Origin of the sequence: Kocuria carniphila, from assembly GCF_004136555.1 — a bacterium.
Classification (GTDB): Bacteria; Actinomycetota; Actinomycetes; order Actinomycetales; family Micrococcaceae; genus Kocuria; species Kocuria carniphila.
Window position 1 is genome coordinate 50,270 of the sequence record NZ_NOIT01000001.1, and the last position, 23,699, is coordinate 73,968.

Annotated in this window: 20 protein-coding genes; 13 read left to right on the plus strand and 7 right to left on the minus strand. The window is 64.9% G+C overall.

The window, feature by feature from the left end; genetic code table 11:
- The first annotated feature begins 56 nt into the window (after positions 1-56).
- Positions 57-1,028 carry a ComEA family DNA-binding protein gene (locus EWV37_RS00220; protein ID WP_129699332.1) on the plus strand — a complete coding sequence of 324 codons (972 nt, stop codon included), beginning with the start codon at positions 57-59 and terminating at the stop codon, positions 1,026-1,028.
- On the plus strand, positions 1,025-3,586 hold the full coding sequence (locus EWV37_RS00225) for a ComEC/Rec2 family competence protein (protein ID WP_129699334.1): 2,562 nt from the start codon (positions 1,025-1,027) through the stop codon (positions 3,584-3,586). Before EWV37_RS00220 ends, EWV37_RS00225 begins: the two co-directional genes overlap by 4 nt.
- Before the next feature lie 133 nt (positions 3,587-3,719).
- Here EWV37_RS00225 and EWV37_RS00230 read toward each other — a convergent pair whose 3' ends face one another.
- Both EWV37_RS00230 and EWV37_RS00235 read right to left on the minus strand, forming a co-directional pair.
- Positions 3,720-3,947, minus strand: a complete 228-nt coding sequence (locus EWV37_RS00230; protein ID WP_095797970.1) for a tautomerase family protein — start codon at positions 3,945-3,947, stop codon at positions 3,720-3,722.
- Between the two features lie 189 nt (positions 3,948-4,136).
- The gene (locus tag EWV37_RS00235; RefSeq protein ID WP_129699336.1) at positions 4,137-5,201 is read right to left on the minus strand and encodes an alpha/beta fold hydrolase; all 1,065 of its coding nucleotides are present in this window, start codon (positions 5,199-5,201) and stop codon (positions 4,137-4,139) included.
- Positions 5,202-5,368: 167 nt separating this feature from the next.
- Here EWV37_RS00235 and holA point away from each other — a divergent pair, with 167 nt between their 5' ends.
- A complete protein-coding gene (holA, locus tag EWV37_RS00240; protein ID WP_129699338.1) occupies positions 5,369-6,370 on the plus strand; it encodes a DNA polymerase III subunit delta in 1,002 nt (333 codons plus the stop codon).
- Between the two features lie 628 nt (positions 6,371-6,998).
- Here the strand turns inward: holA and rpsT are convergent.
- Entirely contained in the window at positions 6,999-7,259 is a 261-nt protein-coding gene (rpsT, locus tag EWV37_RS00245; protein WP_016995919.1) for a 30S ribosomal protein S20, read from the minus strand.
- A 147-nt stretch (positions 7,260-7,406) separates the two neighbouring features.
- On the minus strand, positions 7,407-8,048 hold the full coding sequence (locus tag EWV37_RS00250) for a type II toxin-antitoxin system PemK/MazF family toxin (protein WP_095797967.1): 642 nt from the start codon (positions 8,046-8,048) through the stop codon (positions 7,407-7,409).
- A gap of 118 nt (positions 8,049-8,166) precedes the next feature.
- Here EWV37_RS00250 and lepA point away from each other — a divergent pair, with 118 nt between their 5' ends.
- Together lepA and hemW are read left to right on the plus strand one after the other, a co-directional pair.
- Positions 8,167-10,023: a translation elongation factor 4 gene (gene lepA / locus EWV37_RS00255; RefSeq protein WP_095797966.1), complete on the plus strand. Its 1,857-nt coding sequence runs from the start codon at positions 8,167-8,169 to the stop codon at positions 10,021-10,023.
- Positions 10,023-11,267 (plus strand): radical SAM family heme chaperone HemW, encoded by a 1,245-nt coding sequence (gene hemW / locus EWV37_RS00260; RefSeq protein ID WP_129699341.1) that lies wholly within the window; start codon positions 10,023-10,025, stop codon positions 11,265-11,267. The genes lepA and hemW overlap by 1 nt, the downstream gene beginning before the upstream one ends.
- Positions 11,268-11,405: 138 nt before the next feature.
- Here hemW and EWV37_RS00265 read toward each other — a convergent pair whose 3' ends face one another.
- Together EWV37_RS00265 and EWV37_RS00270 are read right to left on the minus strand one after the other, a co-directional pair.
- Positions 11,406-11,858, minus strand: a complete 453-nt coding sequence (locus EWV37_RS00265; RefSeq protein WP_129699343.1) for a DUF4870 domain-containing protein — start codon at positions 11,856-11,858, stop codon at positions 11,406-11,408.
- Positions 11,859-12,051: 193 nt separating this feature from the next.
- Complete coding sequence (locus EWV37_RS00270) at positions 12,052-12,918, minus strand: DUF3097 domain-containing protein (RefSeq protein WP_095797963.1); 867 nt, start codon at positions 12,916-12,918, stop codon at positions 12,052-12,054.
- Between the two features lie 173 nt (positions 12,919-13,091).
- On the opposite strand from EWV37_RS00270, the gene hrcA reads away from it, so the two are divergent.
- The 3 genes from hrcA to EWV37_RS00285 all read left to right on the plus strand — a co-directional run bounded on the left by hrcA (position 13,092) and on the right by EWV37_RS00285 (position 16,079).
- On the plus strand, positions 13,092-14,105 hold the full coding sequence (gene hrcA, locus EWV37_RS00275; protein ID WP_095797962.1) for a heat-inducible transcriptional repressor HrcA: 1,014 nt from the start codon (positions 13,092-13,094) through the stop codon (positions 14,103-14,105).
- A 73-nt stretch (positions 14,106-14,178) separates the two neighbouring features.
- Positions 14,179-15,321, plus strand: coding sequence for a molecular chaperone DnaJ (gene dnaJ / locus EWV37_RS00280; RefSeq protein ID WP_095797961.1), 1,143 nt, complete (start codon positions 14,179-14,181; stop codon positions 15,319-15,321).
- Entirely contained in the window at positions 15,318-16,079 is a 762-nt protein-coding gene (locus tag EWV37_RS00285) for a 16S rRNA (uracil(1498)-N(3))-methyltransferase (protein ID WP_095797960.1), read from the plus strand. Before dnaJ ends, EWV37_RS00285 begins: the two co-directional genes overlap by 4 nt.
- Positions 16,080-16,162: 83 nt before the next feature.
- Here EWV37_RS00285 and EWV37_RS00290 read toward each other — a convergent pair whose 3' ends face one another.
- A complete protein-coding gene (locus EWV37_RS00290; RefSeq protein WP_129699345.1) occupies positions 16,163-17,086 on the minus strand; it encodes a GerMN domain-containing protein in 924 nt (307 codons plus the stop codon).
- 187 nt (positions 17,087-17,273) lie between these two features.
- Between EWV37_RS00290 and EWV37_RS00295 the strand changes: the two genes are divergently transcribed.
- The 5 genes from EWV37_RS00295 to leuA all read left to right on the plus strand — a co-directional run bounded on the left by EWV37_RS00295 (position 17,274) and on the right by leuA (position 23,656).
- Positions 17,274-18,371 (plus strand): PhoH family protein, encoded by a 1,098-nt coding sequence (locus EWV37_RS00295; protein WP_380097096.1) that lies wholly within the window; start codon positions 17,274-17,276, stop codon positions 18,369-18,371.
- Entirely contained in the window at positions 18,368-18,874 is a 507-nt protein-coding gene (gene ybeY, locus EWV37_RS00300) for an rRNA maturation RNase YbeY (protein WP_129699347.1), read from the plus strand. Before EWV37_RS00295 ends, ybeY begins: the two co-directional genes overlap by 4 nt.
- A gap of 33 nt (positions 18,875-18,907) precedes the next feature.
- The gene (locus EWV37_RS00305; protein ID WP_129699349.1) at positions 18,908-19,957 is read left to right on the plus strand and encodes a GTPase Era; all 1,050 of its coding nucleotides are present in this window, start codon (positions 18,908-18,910) and stop codon (positions 19,955-19,957) included.
- Between the two features lie 94 nt (positions 19,958-20,051).
- The gene (locus EWV37_RS00310) at positions 20,052-21,746 is read left to right on the plus strand and encodes an LCP family protein (protein WP_129699350.1); all 1,695 of its coding nucleotides are present in this window, start codon (positions 20,052-20,054) and stop codon (positions 21,744-21,746) included.
- A gap of 155 nt (positions 21,747-21,901) precedes the next feature.
- Complete coding sequence (gene leuA, locus EWV37_RS00315) at positions 21,902-23,656, plus strand: 2-isopropylmalate synthase (protein ID WP_129699352.1); 1,755 nt, start codon at positions 21,902-21,904, stop codon at positions 23,654-23,656.
- Positions 23,657-23,699: the final 43 nt, after the last annotated feature.

Sequence of the window (23,699 nt, forward strand, 5' to 3'; positions counted from 1 at the left end):
CCCTGACCGTGGCTTGAGCATTGGTTCGTCCCGTCCCGGCCGGTTGGCTGGTGGACATGAGCGGGGTCAATTATCGGGGACGAGCACGGCTGCGGGATCAACAGGCCACGGAGCGGTTATCCGCTCTCCTTGAGGGGGTGGCGGAGCGCGCGGACGGACCGGTGGATGCGGCGTTGGATGCAGAGGGCTTCGAGTCCGCTCGCGATCCTGCCGTCGAAGTGGGCGGGCCTCAACACCGAGAGCCGGTGGCCGTGCGGGCGTTCTTTGCTCGCCCCGCCGTCGTGGTGCTGATCGCTGTGCTGCTCGTGGTGTGCGGGGTCTCCGCGCTGTCCTTGCTGCCGGGCGGCACGGACCCGGAAGCCTCCGTGGTGGCGGAAGCGGACGCTTCTGGGTCCCCAGAGGATTCGGGGCAGGCATCGGGCGCTGGATCACCAGCCAGCCCACCAGGCCCGGCCCCCAGTCCCGGCGCCCCGCATTCTGCGACTCCAGCCGGGGCGCCCTCATCCGCGCTGACCGTGCACGTGGTCGGTGAGGTGAAAAAACCCGCGGTGGTGCAGTTGTCCCCGGGTGCTCGCGTGATCGACGCCGTGGAAGCCGCCGGAGGGCTCACAGATGCCGCCATCACCGAGCGCATCAATCTGGCTCAGCCCGTTACCGACGGACAACAGGTACTGATCCCCAACAAGCAAACTGCGGCGGACGTGCAAGCCCCCGGACAACCGGCAGGTTCCGCGCCCGGGCCACCGGCGGGGGACGACCCTGCAAAGACATCGGGGAGTGAGGGTGCCGGAAAAGTACCTGATGGCGGCGCTGGGAAGAGTGGGGCGGCGTCGGGCGAGATGATCAACCTCAACACCGCGACCGCTGCCGACCTCGAAGAACTACCTCGGGTCGGACCGGTCCTCGCCCAACGCATTATCGATTTCAGAACCGAACAGGGCCCCTTCACCGCCCCCGAGCAACTCGATGATGTGAGTGGAATCGGCCCAGCCATGCTCGACGCCCTGTTGCCACTGGTTACGGTATGAATCGTCGGTGGGACCTCCGCCTGGTCCCGTCGGCCGTCACGGCCTGGTTGTGCTCCATGGTGTTCCTGACCGGCGGGGTTACACCGGCCACGTGGACCGGTCTGGCGTGTGTGGGCGTCACCGGTGCGATGTTGTTCCTAGTGCGTCGTCTTCGGCACCGTCGACGACGCCGCGGCGGCCATCCGTACCCCCGCCACCCACCCGGGCGTCTCACCGAGGTCACGGGGGCGCTCGCCGTCGTGGCCCTCTGCGCCGCCGCTGCCGTGTTGACAGCGTGGAACACGACCCAACCCGCACGCGCTGCACTGAGCGATCATCCGCCCGGGTCGACCGTACGGGTGAGCGCCACGGTGAACGACAAGCCCATGGCGTACTCGAGCCAGTCGTTCGCAGGTCGGGGTGAGGAGGGAGAGGGGACGGCCGTCTCATTACGCACGGAACGGATCGGCAACGATCTGGAGACCACCGAGGTCACCGTCTTCGCCACCCACCCTGACTGGCGAGAACTCGATGACGGCGACAAGGTGACCGCCACGGTGACACTCACCGATACCGCGAGCCCTGCAAAGCTGACGGCACGAGCGTCGTCGGCGCCCGTGGTGGGGAGGGTCCAGAACGAGACGGAACAGGAGCCGGGACTGCTGGAGAGAGCCCGAGCCGACCTGGCGCGGTTGAGCCTGTCCCACGGGGCCGCCGCGGCGGGGCTGGTGCCCGGCATGACGGTGGGGGACACCTCGCAGATCTCACCGTCGCTGACCGAGGACATGCGGACCACCGGACTGACGCACCTCACGGCGGTGTCTGGGTCGAACTGTGCCCTGGTGATGACCCTGACCGGATACGTGGCGCTGGCGATGGGGGCCGGGCGGCGACTGTGCCTCCTGGCGGGTCTGCTGGCACTGGGCTGCTTCGTCCTGCTCGTGGGGCCCGACCCGTCCGTGCTGCGAGCCTCAGTGATGGGTGCGCTTGGTGCACTGAGTATGCTCAGCGGCCGCAACGGGGTGAGCCTCAATGCGCTGAGCGCCGCCGTGATCGGCCTGGTGCTGGTCTCACCGGGGCTGTCCATCGACTTCGGGTTCATCCTGTCGGTGCTCGCGACCGCGGGAATCGTTGTGAGCGGCCGCGCCGTCGCCCGCCTGTTGGCGTTGAAGCTGCCGGTGCCCGTGGCGCTGTGCATCGCCATCCCGTTCGTCGCGCAGCTGTGGTGCGGTCCCGTGCTCCTGCTGCTCAACCCCGCGCTACCCACGTATTCACTGCCGGCCAATATGGCGGCCACACTGCTGGTGCCCGTCGCGACCGTGGCCGGGCTCATCGCCGTCTGTGTCCTGGTCGTCCCCAAGGTGTTGATGCCCGCTCTCCTGCTGATTCCCGGATTGGAAGCCGATCCCGTGACCGGCGCGTGGGAGCGAACCGCGCAGCTTCCTCTTGCGGTCGCCGCTCTGCCGGCCCGCGGGGTCGCCTGGATCGCGGACTTCTTCGCCGGTCTACCGGGCTCACTCACGCCGTGGCCACCGGGCCTCTGGGGCATCGTCCTGCTCGCCGCCATCAGCGTGACGGCCGGAGGAACCCTGCACTGGCTGGACGCGCGGTGCCAACGCCCCACCGACACCCACGGGATCGTGGTGAGGACGCCCGCGCCCGCTCCCATACCCGATCCTGTCTGGCGGCAACTCGCCGACCAACGCCGCCGACGACGCCGCGCGCTCGCCGTCCTCGCGGCCGTCACCACGTTGGTGTTCATCGTTCAGGGGCTGATCTGGTGGCTACGTCCCGCCCCGGCGTGGGATTCGGTGGTGTGCGACGTGGGCCAGGGCGATGCCGTCCTGCACCGCACGGGGGAACACAGCGCAGTGCTGGTGGATGCCGGGCCCGAACCACGGGCCCTGAATTCGTGTATCCGCCAGGCCAAGATCGAGCGGTTGGATGCCGTGATCCTCAGCCACGACCACGCCGACCACACCGCCGGTCTGGAAGCACTTGCGGGTGACTTTCCGGTGGATCACGTCTGGTACTCGACCGCGACCGGTGATGTCCCGGAGGCCGCTCGACACTTCGCTGACCGAGCTCAGGTTCCCCGCCCCGGGGAGACCCTGGAGTTGGGATCGACCACGGTGACCGTTCTGGGGCCCGTGCCACCTTCGGCGGGATCCGGAGCACGCCGATCCGCCCCAAGTTCCGAAGATGAGAACAACGCGTCTCTGGCACTGCGCATCACGATAACGGGCGAGAACGGAACCACCACGTGGCTCTCAGCCGGTGATCTCGAGGAGGACGGCGCCAACCGTCTGATTCGTAGTCAGCCCGATGCTGCCACACTCGAGGCCGACATCCTCAAGGTCTCCCACCACGGTGCCCGCAACGGCGGCACCCGACTCATCGACACTGTGAACCCGGCGCTCGCGGTCATCTCGGTCGGGGAGGACAACACGTACGGCCACCCGCATCCGACTATCACCCAAGCCCTGCAGGACAGTGGAGCCTCCGTGGCAAGAACCGACCAGAACGGCTCCCTCTGGATCCGCAAGGACGGGTCCCGCATTTCCGTCTCGACGCGGTGAAGACACCACCCCGGCCAGGGCCCCTCTCCGTGGTGACGGTACATTGCTCCACAGAGGAGGGTGCCTTGGGACGGGAACTCTGCGAGAACGCAGTCATGAGACGCGTCCCGATAGCTATCCCATAGAGAGGGTTTCACCCGACGGGTTGTCCTTGGGCCAGTGCCAACACATCTTCAGTCGTCAGCGAGTTTCCGCCGATGGCCCAGTCGCCACTGGCAACTTCTTCGATAACACACCACGTAACGGTGCGCAGGTTCTCGCCCTCGATACTCACCATGGTGTCGGTGAGCTTGCGTGCGATCTCGTGTTTCTGTTCGGAAGTGAATACACCTTCGATGATTTTGACGTTGATGAACGGCATGACGTGCTCCCTTATTGAGGTGTCCTGAACAGGACACTTCGACAGTAGGCGTGGAACGTGAGTCGGCGCATCGGCAGCAGCCGCCATTAAACGTGACCGGGCACGATGACCGGTGGCGGGTAGTACCCAACCCGCCAACGAACCAGCAGACGCCGCTCGTGGAAAATCCGGGCCACCCGAAAGCCCGAATCACGTTCCGGAGCTGCGGCGGATCAGCTCGGGCAGCATTGCGGCGGTGGCCGCTCGGGCAGATTTTCCCGACAGGTCGAGTTTTGCGTAGACGTTGGAAAGGTGTCTTTCTACCGTCCGGGCACTTAGCAACATGCGATCGGCGATCTGAGAATTGCTGAACCCTCCGGCAACCAATTCCACGAGCTCGATCTCTCGTGCGGTAAGAACGGCGGTCGGGCGGCGCGTGATACCGGTGAATGCATCGACTTCGGCCAGGAACTGGGGCCATGCGTCCTCCTTCGCGAGGAGGATGTGGTTCGACGACACCAGGGAGACGAAGCGGGCACCAGGAATCATTCGGGCGAGTTGACGACCGTTCTCGAACGGTACGGCCCGATCACCTTCACCATGTACAACGAGGGTTGGCGTAGTTACAGCTGCGGCCGCCCTGCAGACGTCCAGTCCCGCTCTGGCCCGACTGCTCGCCAGAGCGGCTTCAGGGGACATAGAGCGACGTTGCAACTCGTCGAACCAGCGCATCTGAGACTCGGATGCTTCCGGAATGAACGACGTGGTGAACACACGGCGGAATACTGGGTCAGCACGTCCCCAGCCCACTTTGATCAAATGTTCCCAGAGGAGACGCTCCTCTTCTTCCTCTGCTGAGGCGCCGCGTCGAGCCGCACCCAAGGCGTACGCGCCGTAAAGGATGAGAGTGTTCACTCGATCTGGATGGGTATGCGCGTAATCCACGGCCACGGCCCCGCCCTGGGACATACCGAACAAGGTGAAACTGTGGACGCCGGCGGCGGCGATAACGGCTTCGAGGTCTGCCCGCCATGTTTTCAGGGAGTATTCGACCGGAGCGCGATCTGACAGCCCACCACCACGGTCGTCGTAGCGGATGACGGTGAATCGTTGGCCGAGCGCATCGAGCCAGTGGCGCCAGACAGGGCTCGACCAGTCGTGGTCAAGATGAGTGAGCCACGTGCCGACCCAAACGAGGGGCGGCCCGCTTCCGTGACGCGACCAAGCGATCCGTGTCCCGTCGGCGGAAGTCACGAAGGAGACTTCCATCACCATCCTTGGATTATCCCACGCGTCCATTCATCGATACAGCGGCTCGAACCCTACATCTGCACATCGGTTGAAAACTGAATTGAACGTCGGACCGCTCAACTAGCATGGGCAGCCAGATCACTTCACACCGATCACCATCGCGCAGGTTTGTCCTGCGCCGAGGAGGGCCCATGGCAGCCACGCGCCGTTCCACGCCGTCGAACCCGGGCACTTCCTGGCGGGAAGCCGCACCCCAGCCGCTCGTATTGGCTACCGGGTCGGACGAGTACCTGATCCAGCGAGTGCGTGAGTCCCTGCGTGACCAGATTCGCGAGGAACGGGGAACGTGCGAGGTCACGCTCATTTCTGCGGCCGACTACGCACCGGGGCAGCTTTCGGTGGTCACCAGTCCGTCCTTGTTCGACGAACCCAAGCTCGTGTGCGTCACAGAACTCTCGAGCATGAACGAGAACCTCCTGACGGATGCGCTCTCGTACGTGAAGTCACCGGACCCGGAGGTCACTGTGCTCTGGGAACACGGCGGCGGCAACCGCGGCAAAAAGCTCTTGGATGCGATCAAAGAGAAGGCGCTCGTCGTGGACTGCGCGCCCTTGAAATCCGACCGCGACAAGTCCGCGTTCATCCTGGCCGAGTTCAAGCAGCACGGAAAGCGCATCGAACCCGACGCCGCTCGCGCACTGGCCGCTGCTGTGGGCACCAGTACCGCAGAACTCGCGGCCGCGTGCGCGCAGTTGATCTCGGACGGCCCCACCACCATCGATCACGACCTGGTGGAGAAGTACTACGGCGGACGCGTTGAGGTCACCGCATTCCGCGTAGCCGACGCCGCCGTGGCCGGTAACGCCGACCAAGCCCTGAAGCTCTGGCGGCAGGCGGTGGATGTGGGAGTGGATCCCGTACCCATGGTGGCCGCATTGGGCGCCAAACTGCGCCTCATCGCATTGGTGGCCGGATCCCGGGGTAGCTCGGGAAGCGTGGCGCGGGATGTCGGCGCTGCACCGTGGCAGGTGGATCGTGCTCAGAACGAGGCCCGCCGTTTCACTCCGGGGCACGTGATCGAAGCACTCAAGGCCATTGCTCACGCGGATGCCCAGGTCAAGGGGGAGTCCCGTACCCCGTACTACGCGGTCGAACGTGCCATTACCGTGATCGCGACATCCGGAAGGCACTGACCCCGACTCCGTATCCGTCGCCGGTAGCGTGTAAACATTTCGGGCAGGGCCTCGCATCCTGAACTGCGATTCTGGTACATACCTCCACCCAGAATGTCAGCAGGTACGAACCACTGTCCCAGAGGTCTCCCAGGACGCGAACCACCGCCCCCGCTCTCTCCCGGAACGGGAACTACCGCCCCAGATGTCTCCGTGAACGGGAACTACCGCCCGAGATGTCCATAATGGGCGGCACTGACCGCACCCAAACAGCAATGCTGTCGGCCACCTCGCCCAGCGGTCGTCCTCGGACATTCAGTGTGCCGATAGAACCCTCCGCTGCACGGAGTGCGGCGCTAGAACCCTTCCGAGACTCCCACCAGGTTCTAACCACCCTTGAGGTGACGTGTAACGCTCTAACCACCCTTCATGTGACGTGGAGGGCCCTCACGGCGCCTGACGTTTCTGCTTGCTATGACACCCGACACCGCTTATGACATGCCCGGGCCATACAGACATTTCTGCCTATAACCCCTATAACCCGCATATGACCCTAGATCCCAGAATGCGGCAAACGCGGGAGATGGAGATACAGCAAGAGCCCGGTACCTCGAGGTACCGGGCTCTCAGGCTGTCAGCTGAGGCTTAATCAGATCTTGGAGACCTTCTTGGCCAGGCCGGACTTCTTGTTGGCCGCGGTGTTCTTGTGCAGAACACCCTTGGAGACGGCCTTGTCCAGCTTGCGGGACACGATGCGCAGGTTCGACTCGGCGGCGTCCTTGTCGGAAGCGCCGATAGCGTCGTTGACCTTGCGGATCAGGGTCTTCAGCTCGGACTTGTAAGCGTTGTTGCGCAGGCGAGCCTTCTCGTTGGTGAGGATGCGCTTCTTCTGCGACTTGATGTTGGCCACGTATAACTCCTAAAACTGTTCACGGAATTTCGGTCAGTGAGGGCTCACGGATGATCATCGACTGAGTGTGAGAGTGGGGATGCTCGGTGGCAACCATCCGCTGTGCCCGACGACCAGCGCGGACACACAGCGATAAAGCTTATCAGATCAACGTGTCCAGCGCCGGTTCCCGAGTTCTCGGGCCACGTCGTCGAAACGTTGGCGGTCCAGAACGGCGCCCTCACGACGGACATCGGCGGCCAGCACGGGAATCACGCGGTTGAGGCGAGCTTCCGACGGCCGGCCGTCGCGATCCCACGTGCCGGTTCCGACATCCACGAAGTTCGGATCGTTGTAGGACGCATTGTCGTAGTCCTTGGAGGTGAGCATCAGGCACAGCAGGTAGTCACCGGCGCGGTCCACGATCAGCACGGGACGGTCCTTGCCCTGATGGTGGTCCTCCTGGAACGGCACCCAGGTCCACACGACTTCTCCAGGATCCGGACGGCCGTCCGGGTGGGGGTCGTAGTGCGGATTCACGGGACCGGTCCAGTCACCGAGGTACGGCTTGGACAGCCGACCACCGGACGAGGGTTGCGAGGAGGGCGCCTGGTACTGGCCACCCGGTTCGTATTGACCGCGCGGTTCATACCGGCCCTGAGGCTCGTACTGGCCCTGCTGCGGCGTCGGACGCTGCTGCATGTCCGGGCGGGAGTCCTGGCCGCGGTTCTGCTGCATGGAACCGGACACTCGTTTGTACATGCGGTAGGCCCGAAGGCCCTGGCGCGCGAGGCGCATGAAATCTGCCATGTCCCCGAGTCTAATGGCGGCACGCAACCCGCCCCGCGTGAGTCATGGACGCCCGGTTCGCCCATCCGCACGGAACGTGGGAAACTGGGGAGTCATCCTGAGAACGAAAGGACCGCCTGTGTCACCGTTGGCCGTCAATCCACCGGCACCCGCCTCGACCGACCCCTCGGTGCTCAGAAACTTCTGCATCATCGCCCACATCGACCACGGCAAGTCCACGCTGGCCGACCGCATGCTGCAGGCCACCGGTGTGGTGACCCCGCGACAGATGAAGGCCCAGTACCTGGACCGCATGGACATTGAGCGCGAACGCGGTATCACCATCAAGTCTCAGGCCGTGCGCATGCCGTGGAACGTGGACGGCACCGACTACGCACTGAACATGATCGACACCCCCGGCCATGTGGACTTCACGTACGAAGTCTCCCGTTCCTTGGCCGCGTGCGAAGCCACTCTTCTGTTGGTGGACGCCGCGCAGGGCATCGAGGCCCAGACGCTGGCGAACCTCTACTTGGCGCTCGAGAACGATCTCACGATCATCCCCGTGCTCAACAAGATCGATCTACCCGCGGCCCAGCCGGACAAGTACGCGGAAGAACTCGCGAACCTGATCGGCGTGGAGCCTGAAGAGGTGCTGCGCGTCTCCGGCAAGACCGGCATGGGCGTTGAAGCGTTGCTGGACAAGATCGTGCAGGACGTACCGCCGCCCCAAGGTGTCAAGGACGCCCCCTCACGCGCGATGATCTTCGATTCCGTGTACGACACCTACCGCGGCGTGGTCACCTACGTGCGCGTGGTGGACGGCACCCTCAAGCCCCGTGAACGTATCCGCATGATGTCCACGGGCGCCGCTCATGAAATGCTGGAAATCGGTGTAATTTCCCCCGAGCCCATGCCGTCCAAGGGACTCAGCGTGGGCGAAGTGGGTTACCTGATCACCGGCGTGAAGGACGTCCGCCAGTCCCGCGTGGGCGATACGGTCACCTCCCACATCAAGCCCGCCGAGGAATCCCTGGGCGGTTACGAAGACCCCAAGCCCATGGTCTTCTCGGGCCTGTTCCCGGTCGAGGGCTCGGATTACCCCGTCCTTCGCGACGCACTCGAAAAGCTCCAGCTCAACGACGCCGCTCTGGTCTACGAACCCGAGACCTCCACCGCGTTGGGCTTCGGTTTCCGCTGCGGCTTCCTGGGTTTGCTCCACTTGGAGATCACCCGCGACAGGTTGGAGCGCGAGTTCAACCTGGACCTGATCTCCACGGCACCCTCGGTGTCCTACAACGTGACGCTCGAGGACAACACAGAGACCGAGGTGACCAACCCGTCCGAGTTCCCCGAGGGCCGCATCAACGAGATCCGCGAACCCATGGTGTCCGCCACGGTGCTCGTGCCCTCGGAATTCATCGGCGCGGTCATGGAATTGTGCCAGTCCAAGCGCGGCGAGATGAAGGGCATGGACTACCTCTCCGAGGACCGCGTGGAACTGCGCTACCGCCTACCGCTCGCGGAAATCGTGTTCGACTTCTTCGATCTGCTCAAGTCCAAGACCCGCGGTTACGCCTCCCTGGACTGGAAGGCGGACGGCGAACAAGCCGCGGACCTCGTCAAGGTGGACATCCTGCTGCAGGGCGAACAAGTGGATGCGTTCAGCGCCATCACCCACAAGGACAAGGCCTACTCCTACGGCGTGGTCATGACCGGCAAGCTCAAGAACCTGATCCCGCGCCAGCAGTACGAAGTGCCCATTCAGGCGGCCATCGGCTCGCGCATCATCGCGCGCGAAAACATCCGCGCGATCCGCAAGGACGTGCTCTCCAAGTGCTACGGCGGCGACATCTCCCGTAAGCGCAAGCTGCTCGAGAAGCAGAAGGAAGGCAAGAAGCGCATGAAGATGGTGGGCCGCGTTGAGGTTCCCCAGGAAGCTTTCGTGGCCGCGCTGTCCTCCGACGAAGAGTCGGGCAAGGACAAGAAGAAGTAATGCCCGCTCAGCCCGAAGGGGACCCGGCTCCCGCAGACGGGTCCCTGCCTTCGAGTGCGGTGGCCCGAGCGGGCGATCGCACGCTGAGCCTGTACGTGCACGTCCCCTTCTGCGCCGTGCGCTGCGGGTACTGCGACTTCAACACCTACACAATGTCGCAGCTGGGCCCGGGCGTGTCCCGCGACGATTACCATCACGACGCCGCCGCGGAAGTCCGTTTCGGCCGTTCCGTTCTCGACGCCGCTGGGGCACCCCCGCGCCCGCTGCACAGCGTGTTCTTCGGCGGCGGCACACCCACCTTGCTCCCGGCCGAGAACCTCGCCGATGTCCTGGTCCAGGCCAGGGACAGCTTTGGACTCGCTCCGGACGCCGAGGTCACGGTGGAGGCCAACCCGGACTCGGTCACGGACCGCACGTTCGAGATCCTCGCGGAAGCGGGAGTGACGCGGGTGTCCTTCGGTATGCAGTCTGCCGTTCCGCACGTGTTGCAGGTCCTGGAACGTACCCACACTCCGGCCAATGTTCCACTGGCGGTGGCGGGTGCGCGCAAGGCGGGACTCTCGGCCAGCGTGGACCTGATCTACGGAACACCGGGGGAGACCGTGGCGGATTGGCAGCGCTCCGTCGAGGCCGCCCTGGAGCTCGAACCCGACCACATCTCCGCATACTCGCTGATCATCGAGGACGGCACCAAGCTTGCAGCGCAGATCCGGCGCGGTGAGGTCCCCGAGGTGGATCCCGACGATCAGGCGGAGAAGTACATCCTGGCCGATCGCCTACTGCGCGAAGCCGGATTCGAATGGTACGAGGTCTCCAACTGGTCCCGCGCTGCCGAAGGCCGCAGCGCCGAGCAGAACCGCAGCGCGCACAACATTGCGTATTGGCGCAATCAGGACTGGTGGGGCATCGGCCCCGGAGCCCATTCCCACATGGACGGCGTGCGCTGGTGGAACATCAAGCACCCGCTGCCGTACACGAACAAGGTCCGTGACGGGGTATCACCGGCCGTGGGCCGCGAAACCCTGGACCCGGACACGCAGTACCTCGAGCACGTGATGCTGGGGATCCGCATACGAGAGGGTCTGGAGACCTCAAGTCTGCGTCCCGAAGGGCGCAACGCGGTGGCCGGGCTCATCGCGGACGGCTGGGTGGACGGGCCCGCCGCGATCGCTGGGCGCGTGATACTCACCGACCAAGGTCGTCTCATGGCCGACGCCGTGACCCGTCGCCTGCTCGACTGGTGAGGTATCCGCCGCTGGGCGCAGCCGTCCGGTGGAATGCCACCACAAAGTGGCGCGCAGGGCAGTAGAACGAAACGCGAACAAAAACCGCCGCGTCCGGATCAACCGGACGCGGCGGCGTCGTCTTAGCTGAGGTGCGGATCAGGCCTTGGCGGAACGCCTGGTCTGCAGCTTGTCGAAAAGGTGTGTGTTGCCGCGGTATTGGTAGGGCTCGCCCTGGTTGACCTTGATGCCGGCAATCACCGATTGGACCGCCAGAACGACCCAGGTCAGGGCGGCTACCAGGGCAAAGACCCAACCGACCGCGGGAATCAGGGACAACGCGATGCCCACCAGGATGATCAGGGTGGGCAACAGGGAAAAGTTGAGCGCTTCGCGGGACTCCTGGCGGGTGAACGGTCCGCGATCACCCAGCGTGCGGTGAATCAAGTAGCTGGGCAGTGCACCGGAGACACCGCCCAGGTGCGCGAGGGTGGCGAACTGCCTGTCCTGGGAAATATCCAAGGCTTCGGCCTGGGCGGAGATGCTCTCGAAAGCGGGAGCGTCACCGGTCACCGATCGGGAACCGGAGGGGGCGGAGGCTTGATCAACCACAGATGTCTCTTTCCGGGGCAACGAGCCCGTCGTGCAGCGAGATGCTGCGCTTGAAGTATTCGGTTCATTCTAGGGGCCTGAGTCTGTGTTCGAGCTGAGCCGGTCGTGTTACTCGCACCACCCCGAACGGTCACCATTGGCTCTGATCCATAGCCTCGGTAGTGCGTTTGCTCCGTTGACGTCGCGGTGGGAATTACTGCGGTGCCGTGAGGAAATCGATGAGCTCCTCGACCCGTCCCAGCAGTGATGGTTCCAGGTCCGAGTAGGAGTCCACGCGGGCCAGAATCCGCTGCCAGGCCTGCCCGATGTCCGCGGGAGTCTTATGGGGCAGACCCAGCGCCTTGGCCATGCCCGTTTTCCAATCGATCCCGCGCGGAATCACGGGCCACTCCTGTAAGCCCAGAACCGAGGGTTTCACGGCCTGCCAGATGTCCACATACGGGTGGCCAAGGACCAACAAATTGCCCTGGGCCCCGGGAACGCGCAGCGCGTCCGCAGCGATCTTGGATTCCTTGGATCCTGTGACCAGGTGGTCCACCAGAACGCCGAGTCGTCTTTCGCGGCCCGGATTGAACTCGCGGACCGCCGCGGGAAGATCGTCGATACCGTGCAGCGGTTCCACCACGATGCCCTCGACCGCCAAGTCATGACCCCAGACCTTGGCGACCAGTTCGGCGTCGTGATAGCCCTCGACCCAGATGCGTGACTCCTTGGCCACGCTGGCGCGCAACCCCTCCACCGCCACGGAGCCCGAGCGGGTGCGAGCGGGTTTCTTGGGCCCGGTCTTTCGCGCGGGTGGCCCCAGCTTGATGGGCTCACCGTCGAGCAGGAACCCGGGTCCGAGCGGAAAGGTCTTGATCTTCCCGTGCCGGTCCTCCAGACCGACCACGCGCATACCACCAATGGTTTCCAGGCTCACCGCGGCACCCACCCAGCCGGTCTGCGCATCTTCGAGAACCATGCCGGGTTCCAGCGCGGTCTCGCGGGGCACGGGTCCGGTGCGGGCCACCGCTGGGCTGGTCAAATCCTGCGGGCCCCAGGTCCAACCGGATGCTGTCACGATGCGCCGTCCTCACGTGCGGGGTGGATGATCAGCCGCGAGCGTACCAAATAGCGTGCGGGGAGACCGGGGGTAGACTCATGTGAATTAGCACTGTCAACCATTGAGTGCCAAAATAGCCACGGAGACCAGATCCATGGTGCAAGCCCGTCCACGCCGGGGAGGTGACACGAGTGAGCCAGCCGCGCAGAGCAGAAATCTTGCGGGCCATTGTCGAGGACTACGTCCATTCACGGGAGCCCGTGGGATCCAAGGCGCTGGTGGAACGGCATCAATTGGGCGTTTCCTCCGCCACCGTCCGCAACGACATGGCCGCGTTGGAGGAAGACGGCCTGATCGTGGCCCCGCACACCAGTTCCGGCCGCATCCCTACGGACAAGGGTTACCGCACCTTCGTGGACCAGATTGCCTCGGTTCGGCCATTGTCGTCTCCGCAGAAACGCGCCATCCAGTCGTTCCTGGACGGCGCGGACGACCTCGACGACGCCATGGAACGCACCGTGCGGCTCCTCGCCCAGCTAACGCACCAGGTGGCAGTGATCCAGTACCCGGCGGCCTCCGGCACCACCCTGCGCCACGTGGAGCTCGTGGACGTGGGCGGCACCTCCCTGCTGGTCGTGTTCATTCCCACGTCCGGCCGGGTCCTGCAGCGCATCGTTGAAGTGAGCCGGGCACTGCCCGAGCACGAACTCATGGAGCTGCGGGCCCGTGTGCTGGCGTCGGTCATGGGGCGGCCCCTGCAGGACGTACCCGCGGGCGCCTCGAACCTGGTTCGGCAGCTGCCCCCGGAACTGGCCGAGGCCGGCACGGTGGTGGCCGAGGCACTCGCGTCGCTCGCGGCGTCGTCGGAGGACCACCGACTGGTCATGGCCGGCACGGCCAACCTGGCGCGCTTCAGCGGTGACTTTGCTCTCAGTATCGGTCCCGTGCTCGAAGCACTTGAGGAACAAGTGGTCATGCTGCGATTGTTGTCAGAGATGCAACAGGATGTCCGTGGTGTGGCCGTGCGTATCGGGTCCGACAGTACCGACGACCCGCTCGCGGAAACTTCCGTGGTGGCCACCGGCTACGGCCCAGAATCCGTGTCCAAACTGGGCGTGGTGGGTCCCACCCGAATGGATTACCCCTCCACCATGGCCGCGGTCCGCGCCGTGGCACGCTATTTGTCCCACACGCTGGGGGAGTAGCGGCGCCCGCCGTGGCACCGTTCCCCATCCGCGTTGAGAAACACACACTGACGAAAGAAGAATCGATTCCATCGTGAGCGATCACTACGAAACCCTGGGCGTGACCCGGGATGCCAGCCCGGAAGAGATCAAGCGCGCCTACCGCAAGAAGGCCCGCAAACTCCACCCGGACGTGAATCCCTCCCCGGAGGCCGCCGAAGAGTTCAAGCGTGTGTCCCACGCGAACGATGTCCTGGCGGACCCTGAAAAGCGCCGCGTCTACGACGCCACGGGTAACGAGAACGGAACCGACACCGGTTTCGGCGGGGGCTTCCCCGGCTCCGGCTTCGGTTTCGCGGACATCTTCGAGACCTTCTTCCAGGGCGCCGGTGCCGCCGGGCAGCGCGGGCCCCAGTCCCGTACCCGACAGGGCCAGGACGCGCTCATCAACGTGCGCATTTCGCTGAAGGACGCAGTGTTCGGCATTGAGAAGGACATCACCGTGGACACCGCGGTCGTCTGCCCCACGTGTCAAGGTTCGTGCTGCCAGCCCGGCACCAGCCCCACCACGTGCTCCATGTGCCGCGGCTCCGGTCACATGCAGTACCAGAAGCAGTCGATCCTGGGTGTGGTGACCACCCAGGCACCGTGCGCGTCCTGTAACGGCTTCGGCACCGTGATCGAGAACCCATGCCACGAATGCTACGGCGAGGGTCGCGTGCGTGACCGCCGCCCGCTCACCATCAAGATTCCGGCGGGCGTCCAGTCCGGTAACCGCATCCGACTCTCGGGTCAGGGTGAGGCCGGTACCGCCGGCGGACCCAACGGTGACCTCTACGTGGAACTCAAGGTCGATCCCGACCCCACCTTCCATCGCGAAGGCGACGACCTGCACGCCCGCCTCCGCATTCCCATGACCTCAGCCGCCCTGGGTACCACGGTCCAGCTCGACACGTTCGACGGCGCTCGCGACGTCGACGTCGCCTCGGGCACCCAGTCGGGTGCCACCGTGACGCTCGAGGATCTGGGCGTGACCCACCTGCGTGGCAAGGGCCGCGGTGATCTTCAGGTGCACATCGAGGTGGAGACCCCGCAGGATCTCAACTCCGAGCAGCGGGACTTGATCGAGCAGTTGGCCACCCTGCGCAATGAGCGCCGCTCGGACGCAACCACCATGAACACGCCGTCCTCCGGTGGCTTCTTCTCCCGGCTCAAGGATCGGTTCAACGATCTGTGACGGATCCGGTCTTCTTCGCCGACGGTTCCGAACTGAACGGCGCGAGCGCCGGTGAGGAGTTCGTCCTCGCCGGCGCCGAGGCGCGCCACGCGGTCACAGTCCGCAGGCTACGGGCGGGGGAGACCCTCGATCTCGTGGACGGCGCCGGGAAGCGGGCAGCGTGCGAATTCGTGAGCGGTGAGAAAGACACCATGACCGTTCGGGTCGTCTCCGTGACGCAGGAGCCCGCCCCCGCCACCGAGTTCGTTCTGGTCCAGGCGCTGGCCAAGGGTGACCGTGATCTGCAGGCCGCCGAGAGCGCCACCGAGCTGGGCGTGGACCGGGTGATCCCGTGGCAGGCAGACCGAAGCATTGTGCGACTCAAGCCCGAACGCGCCGCCAAGACTCTCGCCAAATGGCAGTCCACGATGGCCGCTGCGGCCAAGCAGTCACGGCGTGCGCGCTGGCCCGAGCTCGGGGAGCACGTGAATTCGAGCGGCCTTGCCTCCTTGATGCAACAGGAAAGCGGAACTTTGTGGTTCGTGCTGCACGAGTCCTCCGCTGTCTCCTGGGGCGGTCTCGAATCCCAAGAGCTCTCCGGAGCCGAGTCGATCGGTGTGATCGTGGGCCCAGAGGGCGGGATCAGCGATCAGGAACTGAATCGGTTCGTCGCGGCAGGGGCGAGACCCCTGAAGCTCGGCCACGAGGTCATGCGCGCCTCGACCGCCGGACCGGCAGCTCTGGCCGCATTGTGTGCCTTGACCGGGCGTTGGGCCTGAGGTCCAGCGCCGCCGTGGCTCGCTCATCGGCGATCAGGGCGTGAACCGAGGCCCTACACGAAAGGTGAGTTCGGGTAGGTTGCTCAGTCTTCGACGACCGTGACGGTGTGGTCGTCCTTGACCTCTTGTCCTGCGTCATTCACACCGATGACCCGCACCGTGTACTCACCGGCGGGAACCTCGACCGGGAAACGTAACTCGGTTCCGGAGGTGGACGCGGGTGTGTTCTTCGGTTCAGAAATCTCTCCCGATTTCACAGGTCGATCTTCGCCCTCCGGAATGACTTCCCACCGGGCCGATGCGTATTCCGGCAGCACCCTGCCGAAGATCGTCATGGGCTGACCCGCTTCCGTACCGGTCTGGGGATCGATCAACCACACCGGTGAGGCTATCGAGGCGTCACGGGAAATCGGTTCATCCAGGTTCACGGAACCGAAAGCCTTGTATCCGGTTTCACCGTCCACCAGGACGCGAACTTCTTTGGCCGTAGCGGCATCGAGGAGTCCAGCCGTAACGGCTGCAGCGGACACGGTGTAGACGAGTTGTTGGAGTGCAAGTTTCGCGTCGTCCTCCGAAAGCCTGCTGGCAAAGGCGGTGGAGGGCATGTCCACGGTGATGGTTCCATCCGGGGACACGGATGTGCCCACGTTCTCCACCTGGGTCCACATCGAACGGTAATCCTCGTCGAGGGGCGACAGCGTGGTCATCATGACTACGGCTTCGGCCACGGGATCCACGGTGTCCGCGTTGGAGGCGGTGCGGAACTCCCGGAAGAGATAACCCTCTTGCGCTCCACTTCCGGCCCAGTAGACCGGAGTCTGTTCGGTGGCGACACCCTCGTAGGCGTTGTCCGTGCTCATGGGTGCGGAGGCAATCCTGGGAGCGGTGCTCAAGGCATTGGTCGCGCGGTCAGCGGCGGACCCGCATGCGGAGAGAACCAGGCTCACGGCAAGACCCGCGGACAGTAGGACCGCCGCATTGCGGGCAGAGTAATGCCTGTGTTCCATGAGTTCACCACCCCGGTATGAGCTGTAGCAGTTGATCGCCGCACACGAGTTGAGAGCGCGCAGAACGTACGAGTTTGGTACCGGTGGACAAAGATACCCACAGTTACAGGTGGCGATGAACCCAGAAGTGCGTCCTGGGTGAAACCGTTATCAACCTGCAACACAACGAGCGGTAGGCTGGACCCCAATGACTGATCATGTATCCGGGGTCGATCCGAACCCACAAGACCACGAAGGCCACACCCGCGTTGTCGTGCACATGCCCGACCGGGACACCGCTCTCCGCGCACTTGGACAAGCCGATGCCACGCTGCGCCTTCTTGAACAGAACTTTCCCGCCGTGCGCATCACCGTGCGCGACGTTGACGTTGCCTTTGAGGGGCCCGTGCACGACACGCGCTCGGCCGCTGCACTGCTCGAAGAACTCGTGGTCCTGGCTCAACGAGGGACCGAGATCACGGAGCGAACCGTCATGCGCGTGACGCGCATGCTGCGCGAGGCCGAAGGCATGCGCCCGGCCAGTGCGCTGTCGACGAGCATCCTGTCGACCCGCGGCAAGACCATCCGGCCCAAGACGGTGAACCAGAAGCACTACGTGGACGCCATCGACGAGCACACCGTGGTCTTCGGCGTGGGCCCGGCCGGTACGGGTAAAACCTACTTGGCCATGGCCAAGGCCGTGCGCGCTCTGCAGGCCAAAGAGGTCAGCCGGATCATCCTCACTCGCCCCGCCGTGGAGGCTGGCGAGCGCCTGGGGTTCCTGCCGGGTTCCCTCAACGACAAGATCGATCCGTACCTGCGCCCGCTCTACGACGCGCTGCACGACATGATGGACCCGGAGTCCATTCCGCGTCTCATGGAAGCGGGCACCATTGAGGTGGCTCCGCTGGCTTACATGCGCGGCCGCACCCTGAACGACGCCTTCGTGATCCTCGACGAGGCGCAGAACACCACGCCGGAACAAATGAAGATGTTCCTCACCCGCCTGGGTTTCGGTTCGCGCATCGTTGTCACCGGCGACGTCACCCAGGTGGACCTGCCCGGCAGCACGTCGTCGGGCCTGCGCCAGGTGCAGCACGTGCTCCAGAACATCGACGACATCGCGTTCTGCGAGCTCACGGCCCAGGACGTGGTGCGCCACGAACTCGTGGGCGAGATCGTGGCCGCCTACGATCAGTTCGACACCACCAACCGGCACCGGAACGAGCGCCGTCGCCGCAAGGACGAGCGCAGGGTGGCCGCTTCGGTTCCCCTCGAACAGGGCGAGCAGAACGAGCGAGCATGAGCATTTTCATCGACACCCCGTGGGACTCCCCGGAAGAACAAGCGACGTTCCCCGCTGCCTACCGCGCCGTGGACCAGGAACAACTGACCGCACTGACCGACCTCGCCTTCGCTCGCTGGCACCTTCACCCGGACACGGAGCTGTCCATTTCGGTGGTGGACGAGGACGAGATGGCCGAGCTGCACGTCCAGTGGCTCGACCTGCCCGGTGCCACGGACGTGATGTCCTTCCCCATGGATGAGCTGACGGCCGGCACGGAGACCGAACCGAGCCTGGGTGTGCTCGGAGACATCGTGCTCTGCCCGCCCGTGGCCGAACGACAGGCACAAGCGGCGGGGCACAGTACACAGGACGAACTGTGCCTGCTCACCGTGCACGGCATGCTCCACCTCCTCGGACACGACCACGTGGAAGAGGACGAACGCGAAGCAATGTTCACCCTTCAGCGGGGCCTGCTCGAAGAGTTCCTGGGGCGCGACGCCCCTGTCGAAACGATGAAGTAGTCCCGCCCCCACGCTTTCCGAAAGGACACGTTGATGTCTGACGATCATCAGGACACCCCCGACCATCAGTTCCGCGCGGGATTCGCCGTGTTCGTGGGCCGCCCCAACGTGGGCAAGTCCACGTTGACCAACGCCCTGGTGGGCCGCAAGGTGGCGATCACCTCCAACCGGCCCCAAACCACCCGCCACACGATTCGCGGCATCGTTCACCGCCAGGACGGCCAGTTGATCCTGGTGGACACCCCGGGCCTGCACCGCCCCCGCACCCTCCTCGGACAGCGGCTCAACGACGTGGTGGCCGAGACCCTCGGTGAAGTGGACGTGATCGGTCTCTGCATCCCGGCAGATCAGAAGGTCGGCCCCGGCGACCGGTACATCGCACAGCAGGTGGCGGCGGCGGCCGGGCGTAATCCCGTGGTCGCCATCGTGACCAAAGCTGATTCCGTTCCGCGCGACAAGCTCGCCGAGCAGTTGGTCGCGGTCACCGAACTCGGCCGCGAGGTCATGGCCGAGGAGCAAGCACAGCGCGAGCAACGACGACGACGCCGCGCGGCGTCGTCGTCGAATGTCGCCTCCGTCAACGAAAAGCCGCGCGCGGACCAGTCCGAGGCCGGGTGGAGTAACGTGATTCCCGTGAGCGCCAAGGACGGCTTCCAGGTTGAGGAACTCGCCTCGCTGCTCGTGAGCCTGATGCCGGAATCCCCGCCGCTCTACCCTGACGGCGAACTCACGGACGAACCCGAGATCACCATGATGGCGGAGCTCATCCGCGAGGCCGCGCTGGAAGGCGTGCGGGACGAATTGCCGCACTCGCTGGCCGTCGTGGTGGACGAAGCGTCCGAGCGGGAGGGCCGCCCCGAGAACAACCCGATGTTGGATGTCCACGCGAGCCTGTTCGTCGAACGGCCCTCGCAGAAGGCCATCGTGATCGGCAAGGGTGGCTCGCGGTTGCGGGAGATCGGTACCAAGGCCCGCACCCAGATCGAGGCACTGCTGGGGACCAAGGTGTACCTGGATCTGCACGTGAAGGTCGCCAAGGAATGGCAGCGGGATCCCAAACAACTGTCTCGCTTGGGATTCTGATCCTCGCAATCATTCTCAGGTGGGATTAGGGAAACCTCACTAACCTGTCTGGGGCCCAGCACGGCGTCACGTACCGATACAGGAGATTTACCCAGTGGATTCACGCAGCACACACGGCCGCGACAAGAACGCGTCCCGTGAAACTGCGCCCTGGGACACTCCCGCCACGCGTCGCGAGTCCCTCCACGAGGACCGCGAGTTCGAGCACGTCAAGCTCAAGCAAACGGGTCGCCATCACCGCTCTCGGGACCACCGGCCCTCCGCCCGCAAGATCGCGGTGATCCTGGCCGTATTCGGTCTGATCGCGGTCATCGGTATCGGGGGAGTGGCGGCCCTGCGACTCAGCAGCAACCTGGACAGCAGCCCCCTGAACCTTTCGGACGGTTCCTCGTCCGTGGGCGATGGACCATTGGACATCCTGGTCATGGGCTCGGACACGCGCACCGGCTCCGGCAACAGCGAGTACGGCGACGAGGAGGATGCCACCGGACGCACCGACGTGATGATGCTCGTGCACGTCACCGAGAACCGTGATGCGGTGACCGTGGTGTCCTTCCCTCGCGACCTGATGGTTGACATCCCCAAGTGCACCGATCCGGAGACGGGCGAGGTCTTCCCGGCGCACCGGGACATGATCAACTCCGCCGTGGAGAACGGCGGTCCCGGGTGCACCGTGGCAACGGTGAACGAGATGGCCGGTGTGGACATCGATCACTTCATGCTCGCCGACTTCAACGCGGTCAAGGAGCTTTCGTCGACGGTCGGCGGTGTGCAGGTGTGCGTGAACCGACCGGTGGACGATCCCAAGTCCGGGCTGAAACTTCCCGCGGGTATTTCCTCGGTCGAGGGAGATCAGGCCCTGGCGTTCCTGCGTTCCCGTGCCGCGTTCGGTGACGGCGGCGACGAATCCCGGATTCGTTCACAGCAGTCCTTCCTGGCCTCCCTGACCCGCAAGATCCAGGGCGACGGCACGTTGAACAATTTGCCGCAGCTGTACCAGATCGCCGAGGTCATGACCCAGAACCTGCACGTGGACGAGGGGCTCACCTCCCTGCCCACGCTCGTGGGGATCGGCGGGACGTTCGCGGGGATCGACCTGGGACGGATCGCGTTCGTCACCGTGCCCAGTGTCCCCAATCCTGAGAATCCCAACCGTTTGATTCTTGACGAGGAGCCTGCCGAGCGCCTGTTCGACACGCTCCAGGAGGATCGCGCCGTGACTGACGCGGCGCCGTCGGCCTCCGCGAGCGGGTCCGCCGCCGAAGCGGGACAGGAATCCGGCCCGGCACAGCAGGACGACGCCGCCGCGGAACCCACCGAGGCTCCGGGCACCACCGACGCCGCTCCAGCCGAAACCGTCGCCCCCGCGGCCCCGACCACCGCACCCGAACCGTCCGCGACCGAGGACTCCGCCGATGAGTGGGTGCCCCAGGTGCAGCCGTCGTTGGTGCCGCTGACGGTGGCCAACCGCTCGGGTGACCCCGATCGCGGTGAGGAAATCCGGGACCTGCTCGCGGAGGCGGGTTACGCGCAGGCGGAAACCAGCCGCACCGGGACCGCTCTGGCTGGAACGCAGATCTTCTACAACCCCTCGTGGGCCACCGCAGCCGATGATCTCGCTGCCCTGCTGGGCGTCCCGGACAGTCAGCTCGTGGCCGACTACGAAATGCAGGGCCTGCGTGTGTCGATCGGTCAGGACTTCACCTCCGGCGACAAGCTGGACCTCTCCGGTGCACTGCCGGACGAGCTGCAGGGTCAAACAGCGGAACAGTTCACTTGCCAGGATTGACAAGTGGTACGTTGGATCACATGCGGCCTGGGAACGTGCGACTCCTGCTTATGTGCCGCAGCGGGGCCTCACCCATCTGACGGACGGCCGACCTACCCGCTGCGGAGTTTTGTGGTGCCGGCCCTATCTCGTATTTATTGAAAGGCCCGCTTTTCGTGAAGAATTTGCAGCGTCCCTCCGGTATGCCCGTGCACAAGTACACGCCGTACCAGCAGAATTTCCCGTTCGACATGTCGGACCGCACCTGGCCCGACAAGGTCATCACCAAGGCACCCCGCTGGTGCGCGGTGGACCTGCGTGACGGCAACCAGGCTCTGATCGAGCCCATGGATCCCACTCGCAAGCTCAAGATGTTCGAGCTGCTGGTCGGCATGGGCTACAAGGAGATCGAGGTGGGTTTCCCCTCGGCCTCACAGATCGACTTCGATTTCGTCCGCAAGCTGGTTGAAGAGGACCGGATCCCCGAGGACGTGTCCATCCAGGTCCTCACGCAGTCCCGCGAACACCTGATCGAACGCACCTACCAGGCCATCGAGGGCGCACCCAACGCGATCGTGCACCTGTACAACTCCACGTCCCGGCTGCAGCGCCGCGTGGTGTTCAAGCAGGACATGGACGGCATCGTGGACATCGCCCTGACCGGTGCCCGCCTGTGCATGAAGTACGAGGAGCAGCTCAAGGACACCAACGTGACCTACGAGTACTCGCCCGAGTCCTACACCGGCACCGAGCTGGAGTTCGCGGCACGCATCTGCAACGAAGTGGCCGAGACCTTCGAGATCGGCGACGGTCGGCAGATGATCGTCAACCTGCCCGCCACGGTGGAGGAAGCCACTCCCAACGTGTACGCGGATTCCATCGAGTGGATGGGCCGCCACCTCTACCAGCGTGACGACATCATCATCTCGCTGCACCCGCACAACGACCGCGGCACCGGTGTGGCCGCGGCAGAGCTGGGCTACTTGGCCGGTGCGGATCGCATCGAGGGCTGCCTGTTCGGCAACGGTGAGCGCACCGGCAACGTGGACTTGGTGACCCTGGGCCTGAACATGCTGACACAGGGGGTGGATCCCCAGATCGATTTCTCCGACATCGACGAGATCCGCCGCACCGTGGAGTTCTGCAATCAGCTGCCCGTGCCCGAGCGCAGCCCGTACGGCGGCGACTTGGTCTTCACCGCGTTCTCCGGTTCACACCAGGACGCGATCAAGAAGGGCTTCGAGTCCATGGAGAAGGACGCCGCCGAACAGGGCGTGGGCGTCAACGACCTGGAGTGGGCCGTTCCTTACCTGCCCATCGACCCCAAGGACGTCGGTCGCAGCTACGAGGCCGTGATCCGCGTGAACTCACAGTCCGGTAAGGGCGGCGTGGCCTACCTGCTCAAGAGCGAGTACGGCGTGGACCTGCCCCGCCGCGCCCAGATCGAATTCTCCGGCGTGGTGCAGAAGTTCACGGAGACCTCCGGTTCGGAGGTGTCCGGCGAGCAGCTGTGGAAGATCTTCACGGACGAGTACCTGCCGGCCCGCGAGAGCGGCGAGCACCGCTGGGGCTGCTACCGGATCTCAAGCATGTCCACCCACGCGGAGGACGAGGGCAACACGGTTCTGGAGATCGGCCTGGACGTCGACGGGCAGCGTCACGACCGCACTTCTCAGGGCAATGGCCCAATTGACGCGTTGATCTCGCTGTTCAACAACGAGGGCGTGGACGTGCGTCTGCTCGACTACTCCGAACACACGATGTCCGCGTCTGCCAATGCGGAGGCCGCGAGCTTCGTCGAGTTGGCCGTGGGCGACCGCGTCCTGTGGGGCGTGGGCATGGACAACAACACCACGCGCGCGTCCCTCAAGGCCGTGATCTCCGCAATCAACCGCGCCGTGCGCGACGCCCAGTTGGCGGAGCAAGCCTAAGCGTCGTTGTCTCGATCCAGCCGCCGACGCCGCTCGGTGACCT

What these genes read in the sequence shown, in the direction of transcription:
- EWV37_RS00220 (WP_129699332.1), top strand. Translation starts at nt 57, where the DNA reads ATGAGCGGGGTCAATTATCGGGGACGAGCACGGCTGCGGGATCAACAG.
- EWV37_RS00225 (WP_129699334.1), top strand. Translation starts at nt 1,025, where the DNA reads ATGAATCGTCGGTGGGACCTCCGCCTGGTCCCGTCGGCCGTCACGGCC.
- EWV37_RS00230 (WP_095797970.1), bottom strand. Translation starts at nt 3,947, where the DNA reads ATGCCGTTCATCAACGTCAAAATCATCGAAGGTGTATTCACTTCCGAA.
- EWV37_RS00235 (WP_129699336.1), bottom strand. Translation starts at nt 5,201, where the DNA reads ATGGTGATGGAAGTCTCCTTCGTGACTTCCGCCGACGGGACACGGATC.
- holA (WP_129699338.1), top strand. Translation starts at nt 5,369, where the DNA reads ATGGCAGCCACGCGCCGTTCCACGCCGTCGAACCCGGGCACTTCCTGG.
- EWV37_RS00250 (WP_095797967.1), bottom strand. Translation starts at nt 8,048, where the DNA reads ATGGCAGATTTCATGCGCCTCGCGCGCCAGGGCCTTCGGGCCTACCGC.
- hemW (WP_129699341.1), top strand. Translation starts at nt 10,023, where the DNA reads ATGCCCGCTCAGCCCGAAGGGGACCCGGCTCCCGCAGACGGGTCCCTG.
- EWV37_RS00290 (WP_129699345.1), bottom strand. Translation starts at nt 17,086, where the DNA reads ATGGAACACAGGCATTACTCTGCCCGCAATGCGGCGGTCCTACTGTCC.
- EWV37_RS00295 (WP_380097096.1), top strand. Translation starts at nt 17,274, where the DNA reads ATGACTGATCATGTATCCGGGGTCGATCCGAACCCACAAGACCACGAA.
- ybeY (WP_129699347.1), top strand. Translation starts at nt 18,368, where the DNA reads ATGAGCATTTTCATCGACACCCCGTGGGACTCCCCGGAAGAACAAGCG.
- EWV37_RS00305 (WP_129699349.1), top strand. Translation starts at nt 18,908, where the DNA reads ATGTCTGACGATCATCAGGACACCCCCGACCATCAGTTCCGCGCGGGA.